The organism is Desulfovibrio sp. ZJ746 (assembly GCF_011039155.1).
GTDB lineage: Bacteria > Desulfobacterota > Desulfovibrionia > Desulfovibrionales > Desulfovibrionaceae > Desulfovibrio.
In genome coordinates, this window is the sequence record NZ_JAAKEK010000004.1 from 121,315 (window position 1) to 146,276 (window position 24,962).

Below are 24,962 nucleotides of genomic sequence, written 5' to 3' on the forward strand. Positions count from 1 at the left end.
GCATGATCCTGCTCGAGAAACTGAAAGAAGCGGCCACTTCGGTCATTCCCGTCATGGGCGTGGTCTGGCTGCTCCATTTCACGGCCGCGCCGCTCGGGGACGAGCTTGGCCGCTTTCTCGCCGGCGGCGTGCTGCTCATCCTGGGGCTCGCGGTCTTCTTGCTCGGCGCGGAGATCGGCGTGGTGCCGGTGGGCAGCCGCGCGGGCTCGGCGCTCACCTCGCGGCGCAACCTGCCGCTTCTGCTCGGAGCTGGCTTTGTCATCGGCTTCTTCATCACCGTGGCCGAGCCGGACGTGCATGTGCTCGCCCAGCAGGTCTCCGCGGTGGACCCGGGCATCTCGAACCTCGTGCTCGTGGGCATGATCGCCGTGGGCGTGGGCCTTTTCGTGGCCGTGGCGCTCGCGCGCATCGTCTTCCAGGTGTCGCTCCGGCTGCTCCTGCTCATATTTTACGGCGTCATCTTCGCCTGCGCGGCCTTCACGGCCCCGGCCTTTCTCGGCGTGGCCTTCGACGCCGGCGGCGCCACCACCGGCCCCATGACCGTGCCCTTCATCATGGCCCTCGGCGTGGGCGTGGCCGCCGTGCGCGGGGGCGACGGGCGCGACGACAGCTTCGGGCTCATTGGCCTCGCCTCCATCGGGCCCATCCTCTCTGTCCTCCTGCTCGGCATGCTGCACAAGGGCGCGGGCGCCGCCGCCCCGGCCCTGGCCGAAGAGGGCGCGGCCGGCCTCGCGGCCCATTTTTTCGCCCTCGTGCCGGGCACGGCCTTTGAAGTGGGCATGGCGCTGGCGCCGCTCGTCGTGCTCTTCGCCGCGTTCCGCATCTTCCTCTTGCGCCGGATGACGCGCATGCGCTTGGTGCGCGTGGTCATGGGCCTGATGTACACCTTTCTCGGGCTGGTCTGCTTTTTCGTGGGCGTCAAGGGCGGTTTCATCCCCGCCGGGACTTCCCTCGGGCGGATCATCGCGGTGACGCATCCCGCGTGGATGCTCATAGTCACAGGCGTGGTGCTCGGCGCGCTGGCCGTGCTCGCCGAGCCGGCGGTGTGGGTTCTGACCGCGCAGGTGGAGGAGGTCTCGGGCGGCAGCGTGCGCAGCCGCGTCATCCTCGTCACGCTCTGCATCGGCGTGGCCTCGGCCGTGGGGCTCGCCATGTTCCGCGTGGCCGGGGGGCTCTCGCTCTGGTACTTCCTCATCCCGGGCTACGCGCTGGCGCTCGGCCTGACCTTTTTGTGCCCGCCCATGTTCACGGCCATCGCCTTTGACTCGGGCGGCGTGGCCTCGGGGCCCATGGCCTCGACCTTCATCCTCGCCTTCACCCTCGGCGCCTCCGGCGGCCTCGGGGGCAACCCCATCACCGACGCCTTCGGCGTCATCGCGCTCATCGCCATGACGCCGCTCATCGCCATCCAGGCGCTCGGCATCCTTTACGGCAGGGCGGCGCGGCGCCTTTCGGCCGCGCCGCCGCCACCAGCCCCGGCAGGCGGGGAGGGCGCATGACCAGTGATTTCCCGAGCTTCGCCTCAGGCAAGCTGCTCATCGTGGTGACGCGCCATGGCGCGGGCGACCGCGTGGCGCGCGTGGCGAGGGCGGCCGGCGCGCGCGGCGGCACCATCCTCACCGGGCGCGGCTGCGCGGCGAACCGCCTGTTGCAGTTGCTCTGCCTCGCCGATACCGAAAAAGACCTCGTCTTCGTGCTGGCGCCCGCGCCCGACATGCAGGAAATCATCGCCGCGGTGCGCGGCTCGCCGGAGGTCTTCCGCAAGACCACGGGCATAGGCATCGTTCTCGACGTCAACGCCATCGTCCGCGGCGCCCTGTCGAGACCGGCGCCGAAGCCGGAAAAGCCCGCCCCCGGCGGGCGCCCCCAGGGGGAGGCCATGCACGACACAGCCCCGCAAAAGCCCGCCGGGCACCAGCTCATCTTCGCCATCGTCAACGCGGGCTACGCCGACGACCTCATGGCCGCGGCCAGGGCCGCGGGCGCGGGCGGCGGCACCATCCTCAAGGCGCGCGGCACGGGCACCGAGGCCGACGCCAGCTTTTTCGGCATCACCATCGTGCCGGAAAAGGAAGTGCTGCTCGTGCTGGCGCCGGACGACGCGGCGCCGGCCATTTTCGAGGCCGTGCGCAGGGCGCCCTGCCTTGAGGAGCCGGGCTCGGGCATCATCTTCAGCGTGGCCGCCGAGGACTTCTTCCCGCTGGGGCCCGGCCGGGGCAACGAAGTCCGCTGAGGCCGCGGGCGCAGCCTGAAACTTCCCGCGGGCGCCCGTAGGCAGGGTCGACATGCTCTTCAGCTCCTACAGCTTCCTTTTCTGCTTCCTGCCGCTCACCCTCGCCGCGTGGCAGCTCGCGGCGCGCGCGGCGGCGCAGCCCGCGCAGGCTCTCGGCTGGCTTTTGCTCGCGCTGTCGCTCGTCTTCTACGCCTTCTGGGGCCCCGGCTTCCTTGTGCTGCTGCTCGGCCTCATCGTCATGAACCACGCCTTCGGCACGGCGCTCGCCGCGCCGCAACAGGAGGGCGCGGGCAAAAGGCGCCTCACCCGCAAGAGCCTGCTCGCCCTTGCGCTCGCCTGCAACCTGCTGCCGCTCCTCTGGTTCAAGTACGCTGGCTTTCTCACGGACTGCGCGGCCAGGCTTTGCGGGGCGGACTGGAGCTTCACGCCGGCCGGCCTGCCGCTCGGCATCTCCTTCTACACCTTCATCCAGATCGCGTGGCTCGTGGCCGTCTACCGGCGCGAAACGGCGCCCGAGGGCCTGGCCGCGCACGCGCTCTTCACCTCCTGCTTCGCGTGGGTGATTTCCGGGCCCATCGTGCGCTATGGCCAAATGGGCCCGCAACTGGGGGCGCTCGCGGGCCTTCGGGCCGAAAACCTCGCCCAAGGCTTCACCCTGTTCACGCTCGGGCTCGGCAAGAAGGTGCTCCTGGCGGACAGCATCGGCGCCTATGCGGACGCGGTGTTCAACGCCGCGGCCCGGGGCATCTGGCCCTCCACGCTGGAGGCGTGGCTCGGCTCGCTCGCCTATACCTTCCAGCTGTATTTCGACTTTTCCGGCTATACGGACATGGCCCTCGGCCTCGGCCTCATGCTGGGCCTCAGGCTCCCCGAGAATTTCGCCTCGCCCTACAAGGCCACGGGCATCGTGGACTTCTGGCGGCGCTGGCACATCACCCTCGGCGCGTGGCTCAGGGACTTTCTCTATATTCCGCTCGGCGGCAACCGGCGCGGGCGCCCGCGCCAGTATGCGAACCTCTTCCTGACCATGCTCATCGGCGGCGCCTGGCACGGCGCCGGCTGGACCTTCATCGTCTGGGGCGCGCTCCACGGAACCATGCTGTCGGTGAACCACTTTTTCCGCGCCTGTACGCGCGGGACGCTGGCGGAACGGCTGCTCGGCGCCGCGCCCGGGCGCCTTGTCTGCGTGGCCTTCACCTTTTTCTGCATCAATCTCTGCTGGGTGGTGTTCCGCGCGCCAAACCTTGACACGGCCCTGACCATCTACACGGCCATGGCCGGCGCCGGGCCTGACGTGTGGCCGCCGCTCATGGCGCCCGACGCCGGGGCGGGGCTTGAGGGCTTTCTCGCCCGGCTCGACCCGGCCGCGCCCGGCAGCCTCATGGCCGCGCTATTACCCAACCGTTTTTTCAGCGGCTGGCTGCCCTTTGCGCTGCTCGCCGTGTGCGGCGTCATCGTCTGGTGCTGTCCCAACAGCCAGGAGGTGGTGTTCGGGAGGAAGGAGGGCGCCGGGCCCCGCGTGCGCTGGCGCCCGACGACGGGATGGGCCGCGGCGCTCGCGCTGCTGGGCTTCGCCGCGCTGGTGCTGGCCTCGCGGGAAACCGTGTTTCTCTATTTCCAGTTCTAGGCGGGAAGACATGCGCGCGACGGAGACACAGGCCACGCAAGCGCCGCAAGCGGCGGCATGGCTCACCCGCTATTTCCTCATCCTGGCGGGGCTCGGGCTTTTCGGGCTGCTCGTGCTCGCGCCCTATGCGGCATGGTGGCTCCACGCAAGCGGCGACGCCGCCGTGGAGCGCGCCGTGGCCGCGCAAGGTTCCGGCCGCTTCGCCCTCTTCGGCTCCGGCGTGTCACAGGATTTCGTGGACTACAAGCTCAGGCTCTATGCGGCCATAAAGCCCGACATCGCGGCCGTGGGCTCTTCCCGCGTCATGCAGTTCCGCGGGGCGTGGTTCCGCAAGCCCTTCTGCAACATGGGCGGCGTGGCGGGCAATCTCGCCGTGCTCCGCTCCACCGTGGACGCCATGCTGCGCATCCACAAGCCAGGGGCCGTCATCCTGGGCCTCGATTTCTGGTGGTTCCTGCCGCAGTGGGAGGCTGAGCCCTTCAAGGAGGTGCCGCCCACCAGCGGCTCGTACAATTACGGCTTTTCGAGCCTGAAAAAGCCGTGGCAGTGGCTGCTGGAGGGCAAGATCTCCCCGCGGGAGCTCGCCGCGCCGTTGCTCGGCCTCTTCGGCGCGGGCTTTCGCGAAGACCGCTTCGGCATCATGGCCCAGCAGACCGACGACGGCTTCGGCCCGGACGGCTCGTGGTATGCCACGGCCGAGGCCACGGGCCAGAAGCTCCCGCTGGACTTCCAGTTCCGCGACACGCTCGCGCAGGTGGCCCAAGGCAGCAAGGCCTTCTACCGCGCGCGGCCCGGGCAGGACGGCCCCTCGGAGGCGCATCTGGACGCCTTCGCCGAGATCTGGTGCCGGCTGCGCAGCCGGGGCGTCAAGACCTTCGTGTTCATCGCGCCGCTCTCCCCCAGGGTGCTTGAGGCCATGCGCAAAACGCCCGGGGCCTGGCCGCATCTCTTCCGCCTGCGCGAGGCGCTGGCAAGCCGCGGCATCGACGCCCTCGACTGCACGGACGCGGCAGGCTTCGCCTCCGGCGACTGCGAATTCATTGACGGCTTTCACGGCGGCGAAGTAAGCTATGCGCGCATCCTGCGCCGCATGGCCGACCGCTGGCCGGCCCTGCTCCCCTATGTGGACATGGAAAAGTTGGATGCGGTCATCAGCGGCTGGGCCGGGCATGTGATCGTGCCGGACAGCCGCCTGACCCCGCTCCCGGAGACGGACTTCATGCGCCTCGGCTGCCCCAAGCGGACGCCGGGCGACGTGCCGCCCGGGAGTGAAGCTGGCGCCCCGAGGAAGGACCGGCCATGAATGGTGTGCTTTCCCTGCTCAAGAAGACCGCGCTGGCCTGCGCCGTGCTGCTGGCGCTCGCGCTGGCGGCTGGCGTGCCCTGGGCGGCGCAGAAGAGCGGCGCGAAGGCGCCAGCGCCCGCTTCGACCCCGGCTCCGGCAAGCCCGGCCCCCGCTTCCGCTGCCGCGGCGACACCGCTCCCCGAGCCCCCGGCGCCCGTGTGGCCCGAAGGGCCGGCCGGGGACGCGGCGCGGGCCTTTGCCGCCGGCGACATTGCCAAGGCGCGGGCCATCTGGGAGAAACTGGCGGAAGAGGGCGACGGCCAGGCCATGAACAACCTGGGCGTCCTCTATGACCAGGGCCAGGGCGTGGAGCCGGATGTGGGCCGGGCGCTCCACTGGTTTGCCAAGGCCGCCGAGGCGGGGAACGCCTCGGGCATGAGCAATTACGGCCGCATGCTCGAGCAGGGGCGCGGCATGGAGGCCAACCCGGCCGAGGCGGCGCGCTGGTTCGACCTCGCCGCGCGCCAGGGCCAGCCCGAGGCGCAGTACAATCTGGGCTTTCTCTATGAGCACGGGCGCGGCGTGCCCCGCGACGACGCCGCGGCCGCCGCATGGTACAGCCGCGCCGCCTCCCAGCGCCAGCGCGAGGCGCTCGGCCGGCTCGGGCATTTCTACCGCGTGGGCCGGGGTGTGGCGGTCAATCCGCAGCGCGCGAGCCTGTTGCTCTATGCCGCGGCCATGGAGGGACTGCCGGCGGCCATCGAGGAGCTCAGGCTCATGGCGGGCGATGGCAAGGAGCCCGCGGTGCTCTTCGGGCAAAAGCTCGACACGGCCACGCGCGCCGGCATGCGCGAAGCCCTGCACAAGGCCGGAGCCGCGCCGCGCAGCGAGGATGCGGGCAAGATCTGCGACACGTACGACGCCAGCCGCGTGGTACCCGGCGCCACCGAAATGGCCGTCTGCTACGGGCGCGGCAAGGACGCGCGGCTCGCCTTCATCAAGATCGACTATCCCGCGCCGGACAAGGCCCGGGCCGAGGCCATCCTCAAGATGGTGGAGGGCCGCTTCGGCACGCCCTCGGCCGGCGAGGGCGAGGATTCGCGCCTCTGGAACCTCGGCTCCACCCTCGTGGCCACGCAGTACGCGCCCACCCACGGCCAGATGAGCCTCATGTACATGGTGCCGGCCGTGTATCACGAAACGCGCGCCGCGCGCTGACCGCCCCTCAGCGGCTGCCCGTGCCCACGCTGATGACGGCCTGCCCGCGCGGTCGCACCTCCACGCCCTGCCCCGCGCACGCCGCGAGCAGCGCGCAGACGAGCAAAAGCCCCATGGCGCCCGCGAGGCTGCGGACGCGCCGCCGCTGGCCGCGTTCCCCGTTCATCGCTTCCCGCCCTTGCTGTTCCCTTTCTGCGAGATGTGCGCGCCCGGCGGCACATCCTCTGTTATCCACACATTGCCGCCGATGACCGCGCCCTTGCCGATGGTGACGCGCCCGAGGATGGTCGCCCCGGCATAGACGGTCACGTTGTCGCAGAGCACGGGATGGCGCGGGATGCCCTTGGTCAGCGTGCCATCCGGGTTCTTGGGGAAGGAGAGCGCCCCCAGGGTCACACCCTGGTAGAGGCGGCAGCCGTGCCCGATGACGCAGGTCTCGCCGATGACCACGCCCGTGCCGTGGTCGATGAAGAATTCCTCGCCGATGGTGGCGCCGGGATGGATGTCGATGCCCGTGGCCGAGTGCGCCATTTCCGCGATGATGCGCGGGATGAGCGGCACCTTGAGCCGGTAGAGCTCGTGGGCCACGCGGTGATGGAACATGGCCGTGAGCGAGGGATAACAGAAGATGGTCTCGCCGGGGCTCCTGGCGGCCGGGTCGCCCTCGTAGGCGGCGGTGGCGTCGCCGGCGAGCAGCCGGCGGATCTCGGGCAGGCGCTCCATGAAGGCGAGCGCGGCGGAAAGCCCGCGCTCCTCGCAGCGGCCGCAGGGGCCGGAGGCCGGGTCGTCCTCGCTGTCCGCGCAGTCGAAGCAGAGGCCGCTCACGACCTGCTCGCCGAGGCGGCGCAGGATGGTGTCGAGATTGGCGGCGAGGTGGTAGCGCATGGACTCGCGGCCCACGCGCACCGGCCCGAAATAGCCGGGGAAGATGGCCGCGCGTAGCCGGCCCATGACCTCGCGCAGGGTCTCCAGCGAGGGCATGGGCGCGCCGTGGGCCTGGCGGTGCCAGACAGCATCGAGGGATTCGGGGCGGCAGAGGCGCTCGGTCACCGCGTCGAGCGTGGCGTGAACGCCGCTTCCGCCGAGGGAAAATGCCATGGGAACTTCCTTTTTTCCCCTGTGTACACGCGGCGCGGCCGGCCCGCAACTCCCCTAAAGTTTCCGGCGTATCGGCCGAAAAGGAGGACGAAGATCAATAAACAGCGCCGCCGGAGGGCGGCCGGAGGATGTCATGGACGACGTACAGATGGGCATGAGTGTGGCCGTGACCAAGGAGGCCATGAATTTTCAGGCCAGCATGAGCGCGAACCTCATCAACGGCTCGCTGGAAAAAGGCGCGGAAATGGAGCAGATGCTCCGCAGCCAGGGCCTCGCCGCCGAGGGCATCGGCGCGAAACTCAACGTGGTCGCCTGAGCGGGCGCCGCGGGCTCTTTCAAGAAGACGCTTTTTTGCCGGAAAGGCCGCTTCGGGATGCCGGAGCGGCTTTTTCGCGCAGGTGCACAGCCCTTGTGCGCGGTCCGGGTGGCACGGCGCAGGAGCGCCCGCGCCCGGAAGCAGGAAAAGCGCCCGCCAAGCGCGGCATGCACGCGGGCCCCGGCGCTTTTGGAGGCTCCGGGCCCCGGCAGCGGAGAAGGCCGCACCGGCGAACCGGCACGGCCTTCTGGTTTCAGGAATTGAGCTCCGCGCGGAATTTGCGGGAGAGGCGGAACACCATGACCTTGCGCGGCGGCAGGGTGATGGTCTCGTCCGTCTGGGGGTTGCGCCCCTTGCGGGACGCTTTTTCGTAGCACTCGAATTTGCCGAAGCCGCTGATGAGCAGGGAACGGTCTTTCTTGATGGCCTCCTTCATGATCTCCAGCAGCTTCTCCACCACCTGTTTCACATCGACGCGGTTCTTGTCGGTCTCTTCGTAGATGGCCTCCACAATGTCCGCTTTCGTAAGAGTTTTTTTCATGGCAGGTTCTCCACATCCTGCCCGGGTTTTGCATTGGCCTGGCTGCCTTGGTGCCGGGAGGGCCATGCCGCTTCCCACGGGCACAGATTTCTTGTAGGAAAATACGCGGAATGCCCGCAAGGGGCAAGCGCTTTCTTGAGGGCGGCCGGCCTCTTTTCCCGGGGGACACACCCGTGCGTGCGGCCGCCCTGTGGGGCTGCTTGCGGGGCTTTCCCTGACGCTCCCTTTTTTGCGGAATACCCGTGCCATGAAGCCGTCTTCCCGCTCCCGGGCCGCCGTTTCCGTCGCCGTGGCGTGGCCCGCGCCGCCGCGCCGCGCCATTGTGCCCGTTTTCCTGCCCTTTTTCGGCTGCCCGCGGCGCTGCCTTTTCTGCTCCCAGGAGGCGCAGACCGGCAGGCGCGCGCCGGGGCCAGCCGACCTCGCCCCCCTGCTGGCCGAGGCGCGCCAATGCCTCGAGCTGCGCGCGGCCCGGGGCCTCCCGCCAGCCGAGCTGGCCTTTTATGGCGGCACTTTTACCGCGCTTCCCCCTGAAGCGCTCGACGCCTGCCTCGCCTTTGCCGCAGCCATGCAGGCCGCGGGCCTTGCCTCGTCCTTCCGTTGCTCCACGCGGCCGGACCGCGTGGACGCCGCGATCTTGCGCCGGCTCGCGGGCGCGGGCTGCGCCACGGTGGAACTGGGCGTCCAGAGTTTTTCCGGCCGGGCGCTTGCGCTCACGGGGCGCGGCTACACGGGCCGGGAGGCGAAGTGGGCCTGTGCGCAGGTGAGGGATTCCGGGCTCGCTCTGGTCGTGCAGCTCCTGCCCGGCATGCCGGGCGTCACGCCCGAGGTCTTTCGCGCGGATGTGCGGGCGGCCCTTGAGGCCGGGGCGACGGCCCTGCGCTTTTACCCCTGCTTGGTGCTCGAAGGCACGGGGCTCGCCGCCCGCTGGCGCGCCGGGGAGTATATGCCGTGGGATCTCGAGCTGACTCTGGACACGCTGGCCGAGGGCTGGCGCATGGCCCGCAAGGCCGGCGCCCTTGTGCTGCGCATGGGCGTGGCATCCGGGGAGGACCTTGGCCGGGCGCTCCTGTCTGGGCCGTGGCATCCGGCCTTGGGGGGCCGCGTGCTCGGCCGCGCCCTGTGGCTGGAGGTGCGGGAGCTTCTGCGGACATTGCGCCGCCATGAAGGTGCGGGCGCCCTCCATCTCGATGTGCCGGCCCATGCCCAAGGGCATTTCTGGGGCCACGGCGGAGAACTGCGCGAGGGCTGGGCCGCTCTGGGCCTTGGGCCGGGGCAGGTGCGCTTTGCGCGCGAGCCTGTGCTCCGGCTCTGGGTAGAGGAGTAAAAGTCCGCGCCCCCGCCGCGAAACGCCAGCGCGCACACCCTTCATTTTCCCATCAGCCGGTGTGAGGGGACACAGGCGCCCCGGGCAGGGGCGCCCGCGCGATAGTGAGCGGCGGGGCCGCGCCCCCGCCGCGAAACGCCAGCGCGTAAGGTTGGAGATTTTCCCAATTCCCCTGCAGGGGAATTGGGAAAATCTCCAACTAACAATGGTTAAAAGAAAGGGCGGCCACCGGGGGGACGGTGGCCGCTTGGGAGGGAGGATGTTCTGATGGGGGTTTCAGAGTGTTCTGTAAGGGAGGAAGGTTGGGGGGTGAAAATCGCGGCGTCCCTGATGGGGGCTCAGGACGCTACGGAAATTTGCTTCATGCGCGCCTCGCTGGTCTGCCTATATGTTGACCGCCGGTGGCGGAGTCAAAGAGTGTTGGGGGGATGCGGGCCCATGCTCCGCCATCCGCTGTATATCTTTTCCAGGTTCCGGGCCCTTGGCCTCTTGCGGAACCTTGGGTTTCTTTCAAGCTCTCTTCGGTTTTTCCAGCGCCCCTTTCCGGCGCGCTCTTGCCCTTTCTTATAGCAACCCGCGTGCCAACATATATTTTAGATGATAACTATGTAATATATATTGATAATTTATTTCCATGCACCATGTAGGGAGCGCCATGCCCGGGGTGGATGTATGCTTTTTTTACATCTGTCCAGATGGGCTGTAAAAATTTCATCCAGGTGTCTAGAAAGTGCGCAGGGGGCTGGAGGCGAAAGCCCGGGAGGGCGAGGTACTCCTTCCCCATTAAGGATTAAGGAACAGGAGGGAAGGGACGGCGCTAAAAAGCAGGGCGCCCGGATGGGGCGCCCTGGGGAAAAAGGGGTGAGGAGGAACGCGCGCGGCGTGTGGGCGGCTAGCTGCGGCCCGGCGCGGCCACGGGCCTGACGAGGCCCGAGCCCTTGCGCGGCAGAATGGGGCGGTCGTCGGTCAAGGGGTTGAGCCAGAAGCCTTCCTCGCCGAGCGGGCCCATGGGCACGCCGACCTCGGTGCGCAAAACCTCGCTGATATGGAGCAGGCGCCGCCGCAACTGGCTGCGCAGCATCTGGAGCTCAAGGCCGATGCGCGGCAGGGTGTCGGGCGGGGTCGTGCTGTCGAAGCGCAGGCTCTCCAGCTCGGCCTTTTTTTCACGGATGCGCACGCGCAGGGCGTGGACATCGGGATGGGCCTCCTGAAGGATCTTCAGCGCCTGTTCCCGCTGGCCTTCGGGCAGGGTTTCGAGCCACTGGCGCACCGAGCGCGTGTAGTGGGCCTCGCGTTCCGGGGAGAGGTCATGCTGGTCGGTTTCGTTCTGGATGGCGTGGCGCGCCGGCGCGCCACCGCGGGCCGCGGCCTCGTCCGACACTGCGGCCGGGGCCAGCAGGGCGGCCGCGAGCAGGAGAGTACAGGGGAGTTTGGACATGGCGTTGTTCTTCGCGCGTATGCGCAGGATACGGCAAAAGGGCGTTGCGGAGGAACAGAAAAACGGAGTCCTGGGCCGGGCAGTCCGGCACCATTAAGGAAATGATATGCAAAAAATGTGCGAAAAACTCCGTTAAAAGGGGCGCCGCCGGGAGATGACAGGCGGCGGCCGCCCGGCTATACTCCGCCCATGAATGCAGAGCACGAGGCAGCGCCCGGCACGCCGGGCGAGGGCCGTCTCAGGGATGCCTGGGCCGCCACCGCGGCGTCGCCCGGGGCGCCCGAGCCGTCCTTGTCTTCCGGCGCGTCCGTCCGCAAGGGCGGGAAGGAGGGCAAGGGCGGCAAGGGCACGGCCCGGCTGGTCGTGGGCGGCGCGCGCCCGCGCAATCCGGCCCTCGGCATGCCCATCGGCTGGATGCTCGGCAGCGCCGCGCTCATCCTCATCTTTGCCGTGGCCCTCGTGACCTATCTCTCCATCCTGCGCAGCGAGGAGGGCATGGCCGACCTGCTCGCCGAAAAGGGCTCCTCGCTCATCATGGCTTTTGAGAGCTCGCTGCGCACCGGGCTTCGGGGCGAATCGGCCGTGCGCCTCCAGGTGCTGCTGGAGGAGATGGCGCGCAGCCCGGACATCGAGTTCGTGGCCGTGACCATGCCGGACGGCACCATCGTGGCCCACAGCGAGCGCACGCGCCTCGGCGAGACCCTGCGCATGCAGGACGCGGAGATGGACGAAGACCGCATGGCCGAGCTTGACCCCACGGACGAGACCCACTGGACCATGGTGCGCATGGAGGGGCGCCGCGTCTTCGTGGTCTACCGCCATTTCCTGCTCGGGCGGGAGAACTGGCCGGCGGACCTGCCGCTGCCCACCATCTTTCTCGGGCTGGACGTGGCCCCCTTCGAGATCACGCGCAGCCAGAACCGCAGCTACGCCACGGCGCTCGGCGTCGTCACCTTTCTCATGGGCCTGCTCTGCCTTTTGGCCGTGAGCTTCGCGCAGCGCGCCACAGAGTCGCGCCGGCGCCAGTACCGCGCCGAGGGCAAGGTGCACGAGCTCGAGGAGGAAGTGCGGCGCCGCGAAAAGCTCGCGGCCATCGGCACCATGGCGGCCGGCGTGGCGCACGAGGTGCGCAACCCCTTGAGCTCCATCAAGGGCTACGCCACCTATTTCCGCCAGCGCTTCAGCGAGGGTAGCGAGGAGCGCGAGGCCGCCTCCATCATGGTGCGCGAGGTCAACCGCCTGAACCGCGTCATCACCGACCTGCTCGGGCTCTCCCGGCCGAGCTATGTGAAGCCGGGCTCGGTGGACCTCGGCGCCATCGTGACCCATGTGCTGCGCCTTATCCGCCAGACTGCGGCCGAGCGCCATGTGGAGATCGTCTGCCGCACCTCGCGCCGGGTGCCCAAGGTCTATGTGGACATGGAGCGCCTGGGGCAGGCCCTGCTCAACCTCTGCCTCAACGCGCTGGACGCCATGCCCGACGGCGGCACGCTGACCATCGCCATCGCGCGCGCCAAGAACAGCGTCTGCCTCATGGTGCGCGACACGGGCACGGGCATGTCGCCGGACACGCTGGACCATATCTTCGACCCCTATTTCACCACCAAGGGCAGCGGCACGGGCCTGGGGCTCCCGCTCGTGCATAAGCTCGTCACGGCCCACGGCGGCAGGATCTCGGTCTCCTCGCGGGAGGCCGTGCCCGGCAGGAACGGGGGCAAGGGCAAGGCCGGCGAGACCATCTTCCGCATCTGGCTGCCGCTGGCGCCCGAGGAAGAGCACGGCGGCCGCTGAGCAGCGGCAGGGATTTTTGTGATGCCCCGCCGGCCCGGGGGGAAGGCCGGGCGGGGGACTGGCCGGGCGCTTCGGAAGGCGCCCGGGCACTGCTGAGGGATGAAGGAGGAAGGCTTGGCAAGCTCCATTCTTGTGGTCGATGACGACGACGCCCACCGCAGCATGCTGCGCACCATGCTGCGCTCCTGGGGTTTCACCGTGGAAGAGGCCACGGACGGCGACGAGGCCGTGGACCTCGTGCGCGAGCGCGCCTTCGACGCCGTGCTCTCGGACGTGCGCATGGCGCGCATGGACGGCATCCACGCGCTCAAGGCCATGCTGGAGTACAATCCGGCGCTGCCCGTGGTACTCATGACAGCGTATTCCTCGGTGGAGACGGCCGTGGACGCCCTGCGCATCGGGGCTTACGACTATCTCGTCAAGCCGCTCGATTTCGACCTCTTGCGCGAAACGCTGGAGCAGGCCATCGAGCGTTCCCAGCACAGCGTGGAGAACCGCGAGCTCAGGCGGCAGCTCACCGAGTCCTCGGGCAGCCAGGACATCGTCGGCAGGAGCGACGCGCTCAAGCGCATGCTCGGCTTCATCGAGACCGTGGCGCCCACCGAGGCCACGGTGCTCATTACGGGCGAGTCCGGCACGGGCAAGGAACTCGTGGCGCGCGCCCTGCATTCCTCCAGCGCGCGGGCGGACAAGCCGCTCGTCACCGTGAACTGCGCGGCCCTCACCGAGACCCTGCTGGAATCGGAGCTTTTCGGGCATGAAAAGGGCGCCTTCACCGGCGCCGACCGGCGCCGCGAGGGCCGCTTCGTGCAGGCCAACGGCGGCACGCTGTTTCTGGACGAGATCGGCGAGATGCCGCTCCAGCTCCAGGCGAAGCTCCTCCGGGCGCTCCAGCAGGGCGAGATCCAGAGGGTGGGCTCGGACGTGCCCATCACCGTGGATGTGCGCGTCATCGCGGCCACCAACCGCAACCTCCTGCGCGAGGCGCAGGAAAAACGCTTCCGCGAGGATCTCTTCTTCCGCCTCAATGTCATCTCCATCGAGGTGCCGGCGCTCCGCCAGCGCGGGGACGACATCCCGCTTTTGGCGGCCTACTTCCTCCAGCGTTTCGCCGAGCGCAACCGCAAGAGCATCAAGGGCTTCTCGCCGCAGGCGCTGGACAGCATGCGCCGCTACCGGTGGCCCGGCAATGTGCGCGAGCTGGAAAACGCCGTGGAGCGCGCGGTTATCCTCTGTTGCGGCGACCTCGTGACGCCCGCGGAACTCCCGGACACCGTGGCCCACGCGCCCGAGCCCGCCGAGGCCCCGGAACCGCAGGACGCCATCTCCCTCGCCGGCATGGCCCTCGAGGACGTGGAACGCCTCGCCATCGAGGACACCCTGCGCCAGACCGGCGACAACAAGAGCGAGGCCGCCCGGCGCCTCGGCATCACCCGGGCCACCCTGCACAACAAGCTGCGCAAGTACGGCCTTGAGCAGGATTAACGCGTTGCTGATGGCCGAAGCATGAGCCGGCGGGTGACACTGGCGGACGTGAGCCGCAAGACCGGGCTTTCGCAGGCCACGGTCTCCATGATTTTGTCGCGGCGGCCCGATGTCTCCTTCGCGGAGGAGACCGTGCGCCTCGTGCGCGCCACCGCCGAGGAGCTGGGCTACACGGCCGCGCGGCGGCGGGGCGCGCTCTTCGCGCGGCGCACCGTCATGGTGGTCTGCCCCTTCATCCGCAACTACTATTACTCCACCGTGGTCCAGGCGCTCCAGAGCGAGGCCGCGGGCATGGAGTGCAATGTCCTCGTCTATACCACCTACGGCAACGCCGCCGAGGAGGCGCGCCTTCTGCGCGTCATGGCCGAGTCGGACGTGGGCGGGGTGATCTTCGCCATGATGCCGCAGTCGCGGCCCTTGGTGCGGCGCATCGCCCGCCAGCTCCCCATGGTCATCATGGCCGACCGCGAGGGCGAGAGCGCGGCCGACTTCGTGGAGCTGCACAACCGCGAGGCCGGGGCGCTGGCCGCGCGGCACCTGGCCCGGCTCGGGCACAGGCGCATCATCTGCATCTCCACGCCGCTCTCCCAGGCCTTTCCGGTGCGCGTCCGGCGCTTCGAGGGCCTGCGCGACGCCTGGGCCGAGCTCTGCCCGGAGGGGAAGGTCTCGCTGTTCACGAGCTTTGCGAGCCACGCGCAGGCGAGGGACAATATCCTGCTCGAGCGGCACCTCGGCCGCAAGATCACGGAAGCCGTGCTCGAGGAGGCGCGCGAGCCCTTCACGGCCATCGTGGCCATCAACGACATGATGGCCTATGGCGCGCTGGACGCGCTGGCCGCCGCGGGCCTTTCCGTGCCCGGGGATTGCAGCGTCTGCGGGCTGGACAATGACTTCCCCTCCGACCTCGTGGGCGTGAGCCTGACGAGCGTGGAGCACTCCATGGCGCAGAACGCGCGGGAGGCCTTCCGCCTGCTCTACCGCAAGATGGCCGGCGAGAGCGAGGCAACAGAGGTGGCCGTGCGCCGCCATATCCGCCCCGAGCTCGTGCCCCGCGCCTCCACGGGCGCGCCCTGTCCTGAGGGGGCGCCCCGCCACAAGAGCGGCAAGCCCTTGGGACGGTAAATGCGGACATGCACGCCTGTTCCGTGCGAAGGCATGCGCCATGCCAGCAGTGCACAAGGAAAACGGGCACAGGTGCATGGCCATGGCAGTGCACGGGGCTGCTCATGACAGTGCGTTCCAGCACAGGGAACTTCTCTTGGGCATGAAGGTATCATGAAAGAAATATTGGCATATACTGTTGGAAATACGAATTCGGGCGATGCTCCGATTCTCTATACCGTGAGCCGTTATGATGAAATACAGGTTGAGGGACGGGTAAAAAATAATCAAATTATCTATGAAGTTCCATCCCCAGGAATCTATCAGGCCAAGACCTATGCCCAGGAAAATGATGAAGTAGTTATTTCCACCTATGAATATCGATATTTTCCGCCGGAGAGAGGGTATCGCTTCGATTCCCCGAGGGATGTCCGGGATTTTGAAAAAGAGGTGCTCGCCGCTTCAAAAGAGTCGGCCATAACGGCATTTCAGGGCCGGAGCAAGAGCCTGGTTTTTGATTTCATCTTTTTCCCGGCCCGCAGTAAAAACTTGTTTGTCCTCTGCCCGAGCGCCATTATCCCCGGCAAAACTCCAGTCCCGCACTTTTATCGGTGGAAATGGGCGGCGCAAGGGAAATTTCCGGGAAATGTCCTCGTCGTGTCTGACCCCACCTTCAGGCTTGACCCGCGTCTTGGTGCCGGCTGGTTTGTGGGAACCCGGGAGGAAGATGCCACGGTGTGCTTCAGCAAAGTAATCAAAATCTTTTGTGAAACATTACACATCAATTACAGAAATCTATTTTTTTGGGGCTCATCAGCGGGCGGATTTATTGCGATGCAATTCGCCAAGTATTTCCCCTTGTCAACAGCCGTTGCAGTCAACGCGCAAACAGATATATCTAAATATGAATATCATACTATGTTATATAAAATTGGATTCAAGGGGCTTTCAGATGAAGAAATGATTAATACTTTCAACAATCGCCTGAGTACGGTCGCAAACATTAAAAATTTTTCCAACAATACTGTCTTTATGGTTCAAAATATCTTGGATACCCATCATTATCAAGACCATTTTCTGCCATTTTTCAGGGCAGCGCTCTCCACCCCAAAGCCGGAACTCCCGGAGGGTATCCACCATATTCCCGATTCACCGTTTACCACGTGGGTGTATTCCCATCCTGACGGCCATATGGCAGAAACCCCTGAGATGGCAAAAGTGCTCATCAAGCTCCTCCGGGCAAAATAAAGGGGTGCGGTGCGCCAGGGCCGGCCCGTTTCCGCAACAACAGCGGAACTGCCAGGAGCCGGCTTCGGGGGTGCCAGGCCGTTGGCGGCTGTTCCGCCCGGGCTTCGGCCCTGTGGGGAACTTCATCCCGGGCCTGCGACTGCAACGCCGGGCCGCTGGCTCACAATGGATGCGGCCACCCGGGGCACCCGGGGAGCGGGCAGCAGCCGGCCATGCCCCGGCCGGGCACGGGCAGGTGGGGGCCCTTCTAAAATTTTCAATGATTTTTCAATAAAAATCTGGCCGCGGGAACCGGCTTTTTCTTGCCCGGCCCGGTGCCGGTCAGGTATGCAGGACGCGGGAATCGGAGAACACGATGGGCGCACGGCAAAAGGCGACCGGCTGGAAGGTGCCCCTGCTCTTTTGCGGGGCCATGCTCGTCCTCATGGGGCTGGGCGCGCTCCTGCGCACGCCGCCCGCCCCGCCGCCAGAGCTGCCGCGGGCGCTCATGGACAAGGCCCGGGCGCTCGCCATCGACCTCGATACGCCCGGGGGCCGGCCGTGGAAGGAGCGCATCGTGAGCGCGGCCAGCGGCTTCGTGGCCCCGGAAGTCAAGGCGCAGCGCCTGAGTGCCGTGGCGGCCGAGGCGACGGCCCGGGGCCGGCTGGACGCGGCCTGCGCCGCGGCTGTGCAGATAGAGGACGAGGCCCGGCGCGACGGCGCCTTTGAAGGCGTGTTCCGCGCGGCGCAGGCAAGCTGCGCGGATCTCCCGTGGGCGGTCTTCGCCGTGCACGGCGTGCGCGGGCGGCAACGGGCCGAGGCCCTTGCCGGCGAGCTCCACGCCCGCTGGCGGGCCTGCGAAGGCGGGAGCGGTCACGTCGCCCCCTAGACCGCCAACACACTTTTCAAGATCGGGCCCACACCTCCCTCGGGCCCCGGCCGCCCTCTCCCCACCAGCGCAGGGGAGGGGGCGGTTTTTTCGCGCCCGAAGCGCGCCGGGCTTGTAAAAGCGGGCAAATCGCCGTATAGCCAAGGGTACGATTTTCCGCACCTGCCGCGTTGTATCGCGCCTTTTTCAAGGCTCGCGCCGGGAGCGCCCGACAGCCGCGAGGCGTAGGCCCGCATTGGCCGCACGGGCAAGGCCCAGGGGCACGGAGCCGGGGAAGCGCCTCCATGTATAGCTGCACCATCAGGATCTGTCTTGCGGGCTGCCCGGAGCCTGTCGTCCGCGTGGCCGAGGCCCTTGCGCCGCTGCCCGGTTTTTCGCACGAAGTTTTCCTTGAGCCGGTCGCCGGGGCCGATGTCATCATCGCGAGCGCCGCCGGGGAAGGCACGGCGCCCGACTGGGAGGCCGCGCTCGCCCTTGGCCGGGAACACCCGTCGGCCGGGCTCGTCGTGCTGGCCCCCTGCGGTCTCGACGTGCCGCAGGACGTACTTCGGCGCGCCGCGGACATCTGGCGCCTGCCCATGGACGAGGCCGAGCTGCGCTTCCGCTTCGGCCGCTGGCAGGAGCGCTTCAGGGAGGGCAAGGATCTCTGGCAGGCGCGGGAGTTCCTCGATGCCGTGCTCGAGACGAGCCCGCACATGATCTGGTTCAAGACCAGGGACGGCCTGCACGAGCGCGTCAACACCAGCTTTTGCCGCGCCGCGGGCAAGACGAAGGCGCAGATAGAGGGCCGGGGGCATGCCGCCGTGTGGGACGTGGAGCGCGACGACCCGGCCTGCGTCGAGTCCGAGCGCATCGTCATGGCAGAGGGCGGCATCCACGTCTCCGAGGAGGCCATCCACACGGGCGCGGGCGAGCGGCTGCTCACGGTCTACAAGTCGCCGCTTCACAATGTGGATGGCTCGGTCATGGGCACCATGGGCATCGCCGTGGACGTGACCCGCGAGCGCCGCTACCGTGAGCGCATCCTGCAGGACAACGCCGCCCTGGAGGCCCTGTTCACGAGCATGGATTGCGGCATCCTCTGCCACTCGCTGGACGGCGGCCGCGTCATCAGCATCAACCGCGCGGCCCTCGAGCTGCTGGACTTCGGCTCGCGCGAGGACCTGCAATCGCACGGCTTCCAGATGGTGGCGAGCACCGTGGCCGAGGAGGACAAGGACAAGCTGCGCGCGGCCATCGGCCAGCTCAAAAACGCGGGCGACAGCACCAACTATGAATACCGCGTCCTGCATCGCGACGGCCGCACCGTGCATATCATGGGGAGCGCCCGCCTTGTGGAGAAGGATGGCGAGCTCGTCTGCCAGCGCTTCCTTTTGGACTGCACGGCGCAAAAACTGGCAGAGGAGCGCGAGCAGCACGAGAAGGAACGCCGCCAGCGGCGCCTCGTGCGCGCGCTGAGCGCGGATTACCAGCTCGTGTGCGTGCTCGACGCGGGGTCGGACGACGGCCGCGTGCTCCAGCTCGCCGGCGCCCCGGACAGGCGCCTCGGCGAGATCTTCGCCGGCGACGCGCCCTTCATGGAAAAGGTGGAGACCTATGTGCGCACCTGCGTTCACCCGGACGACCGCGAGGCCCTGCGCCAAGGCTGCTCGCCCGCTGCGCTGCGCGCGGCCCTGGCCGAGCGGGAGACGGTCTATCACAATTACCGGGCGCAGAACGGCGGCGACATCCTCTATTTCCAGCTCAAGGCCGTGCGCGTGGGCGCGCCCGGTGAGGACTTCGGCGTGGTGGTGGGCCTGCAGAGCGTGGACGCGCGCACCCGCCGCGAAATGGAGCAGAAAAGCCAGCTCGCCGAGGCCCTGAAGCAGGCCAAGAAGGCGAGCCGCGCCAAGAGCCTCTTCCTCTCCAACATGTCGCATGACATCCGCACGCCCATGAATGCCGTGGTGGGCTATACCTCGCTCGCGCTCACCCATCTCGGGCGGCGCGGCCAGGTGGAGGGCTATCTGCAGAAGATCCTCGCCTCGGGCAACCACCTCATCAGCCTGATCAACGACATCCTCGACATGAGTTATATCGAGAGCGGCAAGATCGAGCTGGAGGAAAAGCCGCAGGAGCTGCCCGTCATCCTGCGCGAGATCTGGAACATCGTCCAGCCCACGGCCAGCGCCAGGGAGCAGAGCCTCACCCTCGAGGTGGAGGGCCTGCGCGACGAGCGCGTGCTCTGCGACAAATTGCGCCTGAACCAGATTTTGCTCAACCTGCTCAGCAATTCGGTCAAGTATACGGGGCGCGGCGGCGCCATCGGCATGCTCGTGCGCGAGACGGCCTGCGCGGAACCGGGGCGCGCGGCCTATGAGTTCCGCATCCGCGACAACGGCATCGGCATGAGCGAGGACTTTCTCGCGCGCATCTTCGAGCCCTTCGAGCGCGCGCAGACCTCCACCGTGGCCGGCACCGAGGGCACGGGCCTCGGCATGGCGATAACGAAAAACCTCGTGGACATGATGGGCGGGGACATCGAGGTCACGAGCGCCCTTGGCGTGGGCACGGAATTCGTGTTCCGCGTCAGCTTCCGCCTGCCGGAGGATGCGGCGGAGCACGGCCTCCCCGGCGGCGCCACGGCGCGCGTGCTCGTGGCCGAGCCCGACCCCGCGGACGGCGCGCGCTTCCTGCGCATGCTGCCTGACCGCGGCGTGGAGGCGCATCTCGCCACGACCGAGGCCGAGGCGCTGGATCTTTTGGCAAGCCCCGGCGGCTACGACCTGTGCCTTGTGAGCAGCCATTTTCCGGGCGGCGCGGCAAAGATCGCCCGGCGCATCGCCGCGTCCGGCGGCGAAGGGCGCCCCTTCACGGCGCTCATGCGCGACAACTGGGCCGGGGTGCACCCGGACATGCCCGACACGCCGGAAGAAGGCGTGGACGCGTGGCTCGGCAAGCCCGTGTTCTGGGGGGATGTGCGCGCCCTGCTCGAGGCGGCGCGGGCGGCCCACGCCGGGGACGGGGGCCATGCGGTGCCGCGCGCGCCACGGCCCGGGCGGCTTTTGCTCGCCGAAGACAATGCCATGAACCAGGAGATCGCCGTGGAGTTCCTGACGGACGCCGGCTATACGGTGGACGTGGCCGCCAACGGCCGCGAGGCCGTGGAGATGCTGGCGGGCGCCCCGGCGGGAACGTATGACGTGGTGCTCATGGACGTGCAGATGCCCGTGCTGGACGGCTACGGCGCCACCCAGGCCATCCGCGCCCTGGAGGACCCGCGCCTCGCTTCCGTGCCCATCATCGCCATGACGGCCAATTCCTTCGAGGAGGACAAGCAGGAGGCCCTGCGCCGCGGCATGAACGGCCACATCGCCAAGCCCATCGACTTCAACGTCCTGTTCGGGACGCTGGCGCGCCTGCTCGGGCAGGAGTGACAGGAGTGGGCGGTCGCGCCCTGTCAGCCGGCACCCCGCAACCCTGCATGCAGTGGATCGCAGTTCTTATGGATGCAGCCTCTGCTCCTTGCGGCCCCGTTCCAGCGCGGCGTTGCAAGCGCGGTCGAGGGCGGCGGCGCACTGTTCCGGCGTGATCCTGAGCGCCAGCAACCTGTTGATGTTGGGCCAGAACACGCTGCGGAACGAGTCGCGCCGGCCCTGCCAGTTGGGGCTCTTGTTGGTGAAGTTGACCACGTTCACGGCATTGCGCTCGAATTGGTCGATCAGGGCGATGCGGTCGCGGTAGCGGGCGAGGCTGCGGCGGCTTGCCGGGATATTGCCGGCCGAGAGGTCGCGCCATTCGTCATGGCTGTAGAGATAGGCCAGGAAATCCTTGGCCGCCTTGACCCGGGCCGGGTCGCCGTTGTCGAACACGGCGAAGCCGATGTAGAAGGCCGTGGCCACCGTGCCCGGATAGTTCACGAAGCCGTAGTCGTCCAGATGCGGGGCGAGCGCCGGGTTGACGTTGCTGAACATGAAGATGGCGAGCTGCCCGTTGGCGAAGAGCGCGGCGCAATCCTTCATCTCCAGGTTCTCGGGATGCGGCGGGAACCAGCCGCGGCGCACTCCCTCCTGCAGCCAGGCCAGGGCCTTCACCGTCTCGGGCGCCTGAAAGTCGAAATTGCCCTCGCTGTCGAAGATGGTGCCCCCGAAGGCGCGCAAATAGGTGAGGATGTGCGTGTCGCCGTCGTTGTTCTTGGCGAAGAGGGCCAGCGGGTAGATGCCGTGCGGAAGTTTTGCGGCGAGGGTGTCGAGGATCTGCCGCCACTGGGGGAGGCTCCAGTCCTGGATCTCGCGGCCCTTGCCGATATAGTCGCCGAGGCCGCAGCGCCGGAAGAGCTCCTTGTTGTAGATGAGCACGTTCTGCGTGCCCAGGAAGGGCAAAAGATAGGCGCGGCCTTCGCGGCTCCCGGTGTCCAGCGCCTTGGGGTCGAGATCGGCCCTGAGGGCCGGGTCGAGCACATCATCCAGCGGCACGGCGCGGCCCATGTCTATGTAGCCGATGAGATTGAAAAACGCGCCGAAGACGATGTCCGGCGCCTGGGCCGTGCCGAGGCTGCCGGTGACGGCCTGCATCTCGTCCACATGGTTGAAGGTCTTGACCTCCGGCTGCACGGGCCCCCCGGCGCGCTGCTTCGCAAAGGCCGCGGACGCCTGCTTCAGGAAGGAGGTGGTGTCCCGGATATGCGGATTGCTCACCGTGTTCATGGTCTGCGCGGGCGTCATGATGACCAGTGGCTCGGGCGCGGAGGGCTCGGAGCCGCAGCCGGCCAGCAGGCCCACCAGCAGCATGGCGGCGGCAAGGGCGTGCGCGGGGCGGCGGCTCACGGGCGCCCCTTCGCCGCCGGGCCCGCGGGCGCGCAGTTGATGGCCGCCATCTTCTGCAAAAAGACCTTGATGTCGATGGGCTTGGTGAGAAAGTCGTCCATGCCGCTGGCCATGGCCTTGTCCATGTCCTCCTTGAAGCTGTTGGCCGTGCAGGCGTAGATGGTCACGGTCTCCGCGTCCGGCCTCTTGAGGGCGCGGATGGCGGCGGTGGCCTCGCAGCCGTCCATGACCGGCATCTGCATGTCCATGAGGATGACCGCGAACTCGTCCTCGGCGGACGCGCGGAAGATCTCCACCGCCTCCTCGCCGTTCTTGGCGTGCACCACGGAAAAGCCGGCGTCGGCCAGCACTTCCATGAGAAATTCGGCGTTGAATTCCGCATCCTCGGCGAGGAGGATGCGGCCCTTGCGCGGCGGCTCGGGCGCGGCCGGCGTGGCCGGGGCCTGCGGGCTCGCCGTGCTTGGCGTCGCCGGGGCCGCGTCGGCGGCTGCCACTGGCGCCTGCGCCCTGGGAGCCCCGGGCTTCGCCGCGTCCCTGCCGGCTTTCGCGGCCGGCCGCGGGGCGGCTGCCGGCTCCTCCTCCCGGAGAGCGGGCCTCGCCGCTATCTCGGAGGGGATGGTGACGGTGAAGGTGCTGCCCGCGCCTTCCTCGCTGTCCACCTCGATGCTGCCGCCCATGGCGAGCACGAGCTCCTTGGCGATGGGCATGCCGAGGCCCGAGCCCTTGAGGGCCGCGTCCTTCTGGGCGCGCGGGTCCTGCGTGAAGGGGTCGAAGAGCTTTTGCAGGAAGGCCTTGCTCATGCCGCGCCCCGTGTCGCGGCAGCGGTAGAAGGTGCGCACGTGGCGGCGGGCGACGCGCTCCTGCCGCACGGAGACCGTCACCGAGCCCCCGCCGGGCGTGAACTTGACGGCATTGCCGATGATGTTGACGAGCACCTGCTTCACGCGCGTCTCGTCGCCCATGACCCAGGGGTCGGGCACGGCCTCCTCCAGCGTGAGGCGCAGGCCGCGCTTTTCGGCGTGGGCGGCCTGCATGAAGACGACATCCGCGATCATGGCCGTGATGGAGTAGCGGTTGTGCGCGATCTCCACCTTGCCGGCCTGGAGCTTCGACATGTCGAGCACGTCGTTGAGCAGGGAGATGAGATAGTCCGCCAGGCTGCGCGACTTGTTGAGCCAGTCGCGCACCTGGGAGAGCCGCCCCGGGTTCTCCACATGGGCGGCGATGAGGTGGTTGAGGCCGATGATGCCGTTGAGCGGCGTGCGGATCTCATGGCTCATGCTGGAGAGGAACTCGCTGCGCACGCGCACGGATTCGTGCGCCTGGTGCAGCTTCTTGCGGCTTGCGATGCCGTAGAGCAGAAGCAGGGTCAGCGCCAGCACCACGAGGCCGAGCAGGGAAAGGCCCATGAGGGTGAAGGTGGCCTGCCGCTCCACGAGCATGCCGTTGTCCACCACCATGATGAAGTACCAGTCGAGCTTCGGGCCCTCCTTGCCGCCGAAGGGCACGAAATAGACGAGCTTCCTGCCCTCGCCGTCTTCAAGATAGAGGCTGAATTCCTCGCGCCGGGCCATCCTCGCCACGATGTCGCGCTTGCTGAGGCTGCCCTGACCGGCGGCGAGCTCGGTGAAGAAATTGGTGTCGTTGCGCAGGTAGATATCGCGCGTGCGGCCGACGATGTAATTGCCGTTCAGGTCGATGACGGAGCTGAAACCGAAGGACTTGCCGTTCTTCACAAAGCCGTCGATGATCAGGTGCTGCTGGAGGAAGGTGATGTCCGTGCAGCCCATGAGGGCGGTCATGCGCAGGCCGTCCACGCTGAAATCCTCGAGCCTGATGGCGTAGAGGATGGACTCGCGCGCGATGCCCGCGAGCTCGTCATTGTCGTCAAAGCGCAGCACCAGCTCGCGCCGGTCGCTGCCCTCGAGGAGCTGGAGGAAGTCGAAGCGGGCGCCCGTGCCCTCCTTCGCGCGGTCGTAGATGAGGAACCTGTCGGTGAAGATGCGCCCGTCCTCGGCCAGCATGAAAAGGCGGGTGAAGGCCGTGGTGGCGCCCTCGAGGTTGAGCTGGGCCTCCAGGTCGCGGATGGAGGCGGCGCCCTGCACGGCGAGGCGCTTTTCCACGCCGGAGAGCTCGTCGAGGAAGAGCTCGATGCTGGCCCTGAGCGCGCGCTTGTCGTGCTGGGCCACTTCGGTGACGTTGAAGAGGATGTTGCGCTCGATGACCTCGCGCAGCTTGAGGGTATAGAAAAAGCTCAGCAGCGAGACGATGCCGAGAAAGAGCAGGAGGAGCTTGGTATAAAAAACCTTGTCGCGCCTGGTCATGGAATTTTCTCCGCTCAAATTCCATGGTTCGGGATGGGCATGCGCGCTGCGCGTCGCGCCCCGTAGCGGCCGGGGCAGGGCACGGGCAACAGGAAGAGGCCCGGGCGGCCGCCCTGCGGAAGAGCGGGGGACCGTCGGGCTCACGCGCGAAAAAACGCGGCAATGCCGGGCACGAGGCGACGCCGCCGCACGCGCAAAAGCCCGGGCAGCACAGCCTCGCAAGGCCACAAATTGTAAACTAACCCACAGCTTACACCACAG

General features: G+C 67.8%; 19 protein-coding genes. 13 read left to right on the forward strand and 6 right to left on the reverse strand.

Annotated features, from left to right (window positions below):
- Nucleotides 1–2: 2 nt before the first annotated feature.
- From G7Y54_RS07965 to G7Y54_RS07985, 5 genes are read left to right on the forward strand one after another with little or no spacing between them, the layout of a single operon-like run.
- Nucleotides 3–1,499, forward strand: coding sequence for a DUF1538 domain-containing protein (locus G7Y54_RS07965; protein ID WP_165078794.1), 1,497 nt, complete (start codon nt 3–5; stop codon nt 1,497–1,499).
- Nucleotides 1,496–2,233, forward strand: a complete 738-nt coding sequence (locus G7Y54_RS07970; protein ID WP_165078795.1) for a P-II family nitrogen regulator — start codon at nt 1,496–1,498, stop codon at nt 2,231–2,233. The genes G7Y54_RS07965 and G7Y54_RS07970 overlap by 4 nt, the downstream gene beginning before the upstream one ends.
- A gap of 52 nt (nt 2,234–2,285) precedes the next feature.
- Nucleotides 2,286–3,860, forward strand: coding sequence for an MBOAT family protein (locus G7Y54_RS07975; protein WP_165078796.1), 1,575 nt, complete (start codon nt 2,286–2,288; stop codon nt 3,858–3,860).
- Nucleotides 3,861–3,870: 10 nt separating this feature from the next.
- Nucleotides 3,871–5,163 (forward strand): hypothetical protein, encoded by a 1,293-nt coding sequence (locus G7Y54_RS07980; protein WP_165078797.1) that lies wholly within the window; start codon nt 3,871–3,873, stop codon nt 5,161–5,163.
- On the forward strand, nt 5,160–6,362 hold the full coding sequence (locus G7Y54_RS07985; protein ID WP_241159417.1) for a sel1 repeat family protein: 1,203 nt from the start codon (nt 5,160–5,162) through the stop codon (nt 6,360–6,362). Before G7Y54_RS07980 ends, G7Y54_RS07985 begins: the two co-directional genes overlap by 4 nt.
- 7 nt (nt 6,363–6,369) lie before the next feature.
- On the opposite strand, the gene G7Y54_RS07990 is transcribed toward G7Y54_RS07985, so the two are convergent.
- On the reverse strand, nt 6,370–6,528 hold the full coding sequence (locus tag G7Y54_RS07990) for a hypothetical protein (protein ID WP_165078798.1): 159 nt from the start codon (nt 6,526–6,528) through the stop codon (nt 6,370–6,372).
- Nucleotides 6,525–7,460 (reverse strand): serine O-acetyltransferase EpsC, encoded by a 936-nt coding sequence (gene epsC / locus G7Y54_RS07995; RefSeq protein WP_165078799.1) that lies wholly within the window; start codon nt 7,458–7,460, stop codon nt 6,525–6,527. The genes G7Y54_RS07990 and epsC overlap by 4 nt, the downstream gene beginning before the upstream one ends.
- Nucleotides 7,461–7,593: 133 nt before the next feature.
- Here epsC and G7Y54_RS08000 point away from each other — a divergent pair, with 133 nt between their 5' ends.
- Nucleotides 7,594–7,776 carry a hypothetical protein gene (locus tag G7Y54_RS08000; protein ID WP_165078800.1) on the forward strand — a complete coding sequence of 61 codons (183 nt, stop codon included), beginning with the start codon at nt 7,594–7,596 and terminating at the stop codon, nt 7,774–7,776.
- A gap of 253 nt (nt 7,777–8,029) precedes the next feature.
- Here the strand turns inward: G7Y54_RS08000 and G7Y54_RS08005 are convergent, their stop codons facing one another.
- Nucleotides 8,030–8,317 (reverse strand): integration host factor subunit alpha, encoded by a 288-nt coding sequence (locus G7Y54_RS08005; protein ID WP_165078801.1) that lies wholly within the window; start codon nt 8,315–8,317, stop codon nt 8,030–8,032.
- A gap of 247 nt (nt 8,318–8,564) precedes the next feature.
- Here G7Y54_RS08005 and G7Y54_RS08010 point away from each other — a divergent pair, with 247 nt between their 5' ends.
- Nucleotides 8,565–9,641, forward strand: coding sequence for a radical SAM protein (locus tag G7Y54_RS08010; RefSeq protein WP_165078802.1), 1,077 nt, complete (start codon nt 8,565–8,567; stop codon nt 9,639–9,641).
- A gap of 892 nt (nt 9,642–10,533) precedes the next feature.
- On the opposite strand, the gene G7Y54_RS08015 is transcribed toward G7Y54_RS08010, so the two are convergent.
- Nucleotides 10,534–11,079 carry a periplasmic heavy metal sensor gene (locus tag G7Y54_RS08015; protein ID WP_165078803.1) on the reverse strand — a complete coding sequence of 182 codons (546 nt, stop codon included), beginning with the start codon at nt 11,077–11,079 and terminating at the stop codon, nt 10,534–10,536.
- Nucleotides 11,080–11,268: 189 nt separating this feature from the next.
- Here G7Y54_RS08015 and zraS point away from each other — a divergent pair, with 189 nt between their 5' ends.
- The 6 genes from zraS (at nt 11,269) to G7Y54_RS08045 (ending at nt 20,988) form a co-directional block, all read left to right on the forward strand.
- Nucleotides 11,269–12,870: a two-component system sensor histidine kinase ZraS gene (gene zraS, locus G7Y54_RS08020; RefSeq protein ID WP_241159418.1), complete on the forward strand. Its 1,602-nt coding sequence runs from the start codon at nt 11,269–11,271 to the stop codon at nt 12,868–12,870.
- A 114-nt stretch (nt 12,871–12,984) separates the two neighbouring features.
- The gene (locus tag G7Y54_RS08025; protein WP_165078804.1) at nt 12,985–14,355 is read left to right on the forward strand and encodes a sigma-54 dependent transcriptional regulator; all 1,371 of its coding nucleotides are present in this window, start codon (nt 12,985–12,987) and stop codon (nt 14,353–14,355) included.
- A gap of 21 nt (nt 14,356–14,376) precedes the next feature.
- Nucleotides 14,377–15,477, forward strand: a complete 1,101-nt coding sequence (locus tag G7Y54_RS08030; protein WP_165078805.1) for a LacI family DNA-binding transcriptional regulator — start codon at nt 14,377–14,379, stop codon at nt 15,475–15,477.
- A 153-nt stretch (nt 15,478–15,630) separates the two neighbouring features.
- Nucleotides 15,631–16,704 carry a hypothetical protein gene (locus G7Y54_RS08035; RefSeq protein WP_165078806.1) on the forward strand — a complete coding sequence of 358 codons (1,074 nt, stop codon included), beginning with the start codon at nt 15,631–15,633 and terminating at the stop codon, nt 16,702–16,704.
- A 355-nt stretch (nt 16,705–17,059) separates the two neighbouring features.
- The gene (locus G7Y54_RS08040; protein WP_165078807.1) at nt 17,060–17,572 is read left to right on the forward strand and encodes a GTP cyclohydrolase; all 513 of its coding nucleotides are present in this window, start codon (nt 17,060–17,062) and stop codon (nt 17,570–17,572) included.
- 284 nt (nt 17,573–17,856) lie between these two features.
- Entirely contained in the window at nt 17,857–20,988 is a 3,132-nt protein-coding gene (locus G7Y54_RS08045) for an ATP-binding protein (protein ID WP_165078808.1), read from the forward strand.
- A 66-nt stretch (nt 20,989–21,054) separates the two neighbouring features.
- Here G7Y54_RS08045 and G7Y54_RS08050 read toward each other — a convergent pair whose 3' ends face one another.
- Nucleotides 21,055–22,377 carry an extracellular solute-binding protein gene (locus G7Y54_RS08050; RefSeq protein ID WP_165078809.1) on the reverse strand — a complete coding sequence of 441 codons (1,323 nt, stop codon included), beginning with the start codon at nt 22,375–22,377 and terminating at the stop codon, nt 21,055–21,057.
- Nucleotides 22,374–24,701, reverse strand: coding sequence for an ATP-binding protein (locus tag G7Y54_RS08055; RefSeq protein WP_165078810.1), 2,328 nt, complete (start codon nt 24,699–24,701; stop codon nt 22,374–22,376). Before G7Y54_RS08055 ends, G7Y54_RS08050 begins: the two co-directional genes overlap by 4 nt.
- Nucleotides 24,702–24,962: the final 261 nt, after the last annotated feature.

Coding starts and splice junctions, on each gene's coding strand:
- G7Y54_RS07965 (WP_165078794.1), top strand. CDS start 3: ATGATCCTGCTCGAGAAACTGAAAGAAGCGGCCACTTCGGTCATTCCC.
- G7Y54_RS07970 (WP_165078795.1), top strand. CDS start 1,496: ATGACCAGTGATTTCCCGAGCTTCGCCTCAGGCAAGCTGCTCATCGTG.
- G7Y54_RS07975 (WP_165078796.1), top strand. CDS start 2,286: ATGCTCTTCAGCTCCTACAGCTTCCTTTTCTGCTTCCTGCCGCTCACC.
- G7Y54_RS07980 (WP_165078797.1), top strand. CDS start 3,871: ATGCGCGCGACGGAGACACAGGCCACGCAAGCGCCGCAAGCGGCGGCA.
- G7Y54_RS07985 (WP_241159417.1), top strand. CDS start 5,160: ATGAATGGTGTGCTTTCCCTGCTCAAGAAGACCGCGCTGGCCTGCGCC.
- G7Y54_RS07990 (WP_165078798.1), bottom strand. CDS start 6,528: ATGAACGGGGAACGCGGCCAGCGGCGGCGCGTCCGCAGCCTCGCGGGC.
- epsC (WP_165078799.1), bottom strand. CDS start 7,460: ATGGCATTTTCCCTCGGCGGAAGCGGCGTTCACGCCACGCTCGACGCG.
- G7Y54_RS08000 (WP_165078800.1), top strand. CDS start 7,594: ATGGACGACGTACAGATGGGCATGAGTGTGGCCGTGACCAAGGAGGCC.
- G7Y54_RS08005 (WP_165078801.1), bottom strand. CDS start 8,317: ATGAAAAAAACTCTTACGAAAGCGGACATTGTGGAGGCCATCTACGAA.
- G7Y54_RS08010 (WP_165078802.1), top strand. CDS start 8,565: ATGAAGCCGTCTTCCCGCTCCCGGGCCGCCGTTTCCGTCGCCGTGGCG.
- G7Y54_RS08015 (WP_165078803.1), bottom strand. CDS start 11,079: ATGTCCAAACTCCCCTGTACTCTCCTGCTCGCGGCCGCCCTGCTGGCC.
- zraS (WP_241159418.1), top strand. CDS start 11,269: ATGAATGCAGAGCACGAGGCAGCGCCCGGCACGCCGGGCGAGGGCCGT.
- G7Y54_RS08030 (WP_165078805.1), top strand. CDS start 14,377: ATGAGCCGGCGGGTGACACTGGCGGACGTGAGCCGCAAGACCGGGCTT.
- G7Y54_RS08035 (WP_165078806.1), top strand. CDS start 15,631: ATGAAAGAAATATTGGCATATACTGTTGGAAATACGAATTCGGGCGAT.
- G7Y54_RS08040 (WP_165078807.1), top strand. CDS start 17,060: ATGGGCGCACGGCAAAAGGCGACCGGCTGGAAGGTGCCCCTGCTCTTT.
- G7Y54_RS08045 (WP_165078808.1), top strand. CDS start 17,857: ATGTATAGCTGCACCATCAGGATCTGTCTTGCGGGCTGCCCGGAGCCT.
- G7Y54_RS08055 (WP_165078810.1), bottom strand. CDS start 24,701: ATGACCAGGCGCGACAAGGTTTTTTATACCAAGCTCCTCCTGCTCTTT.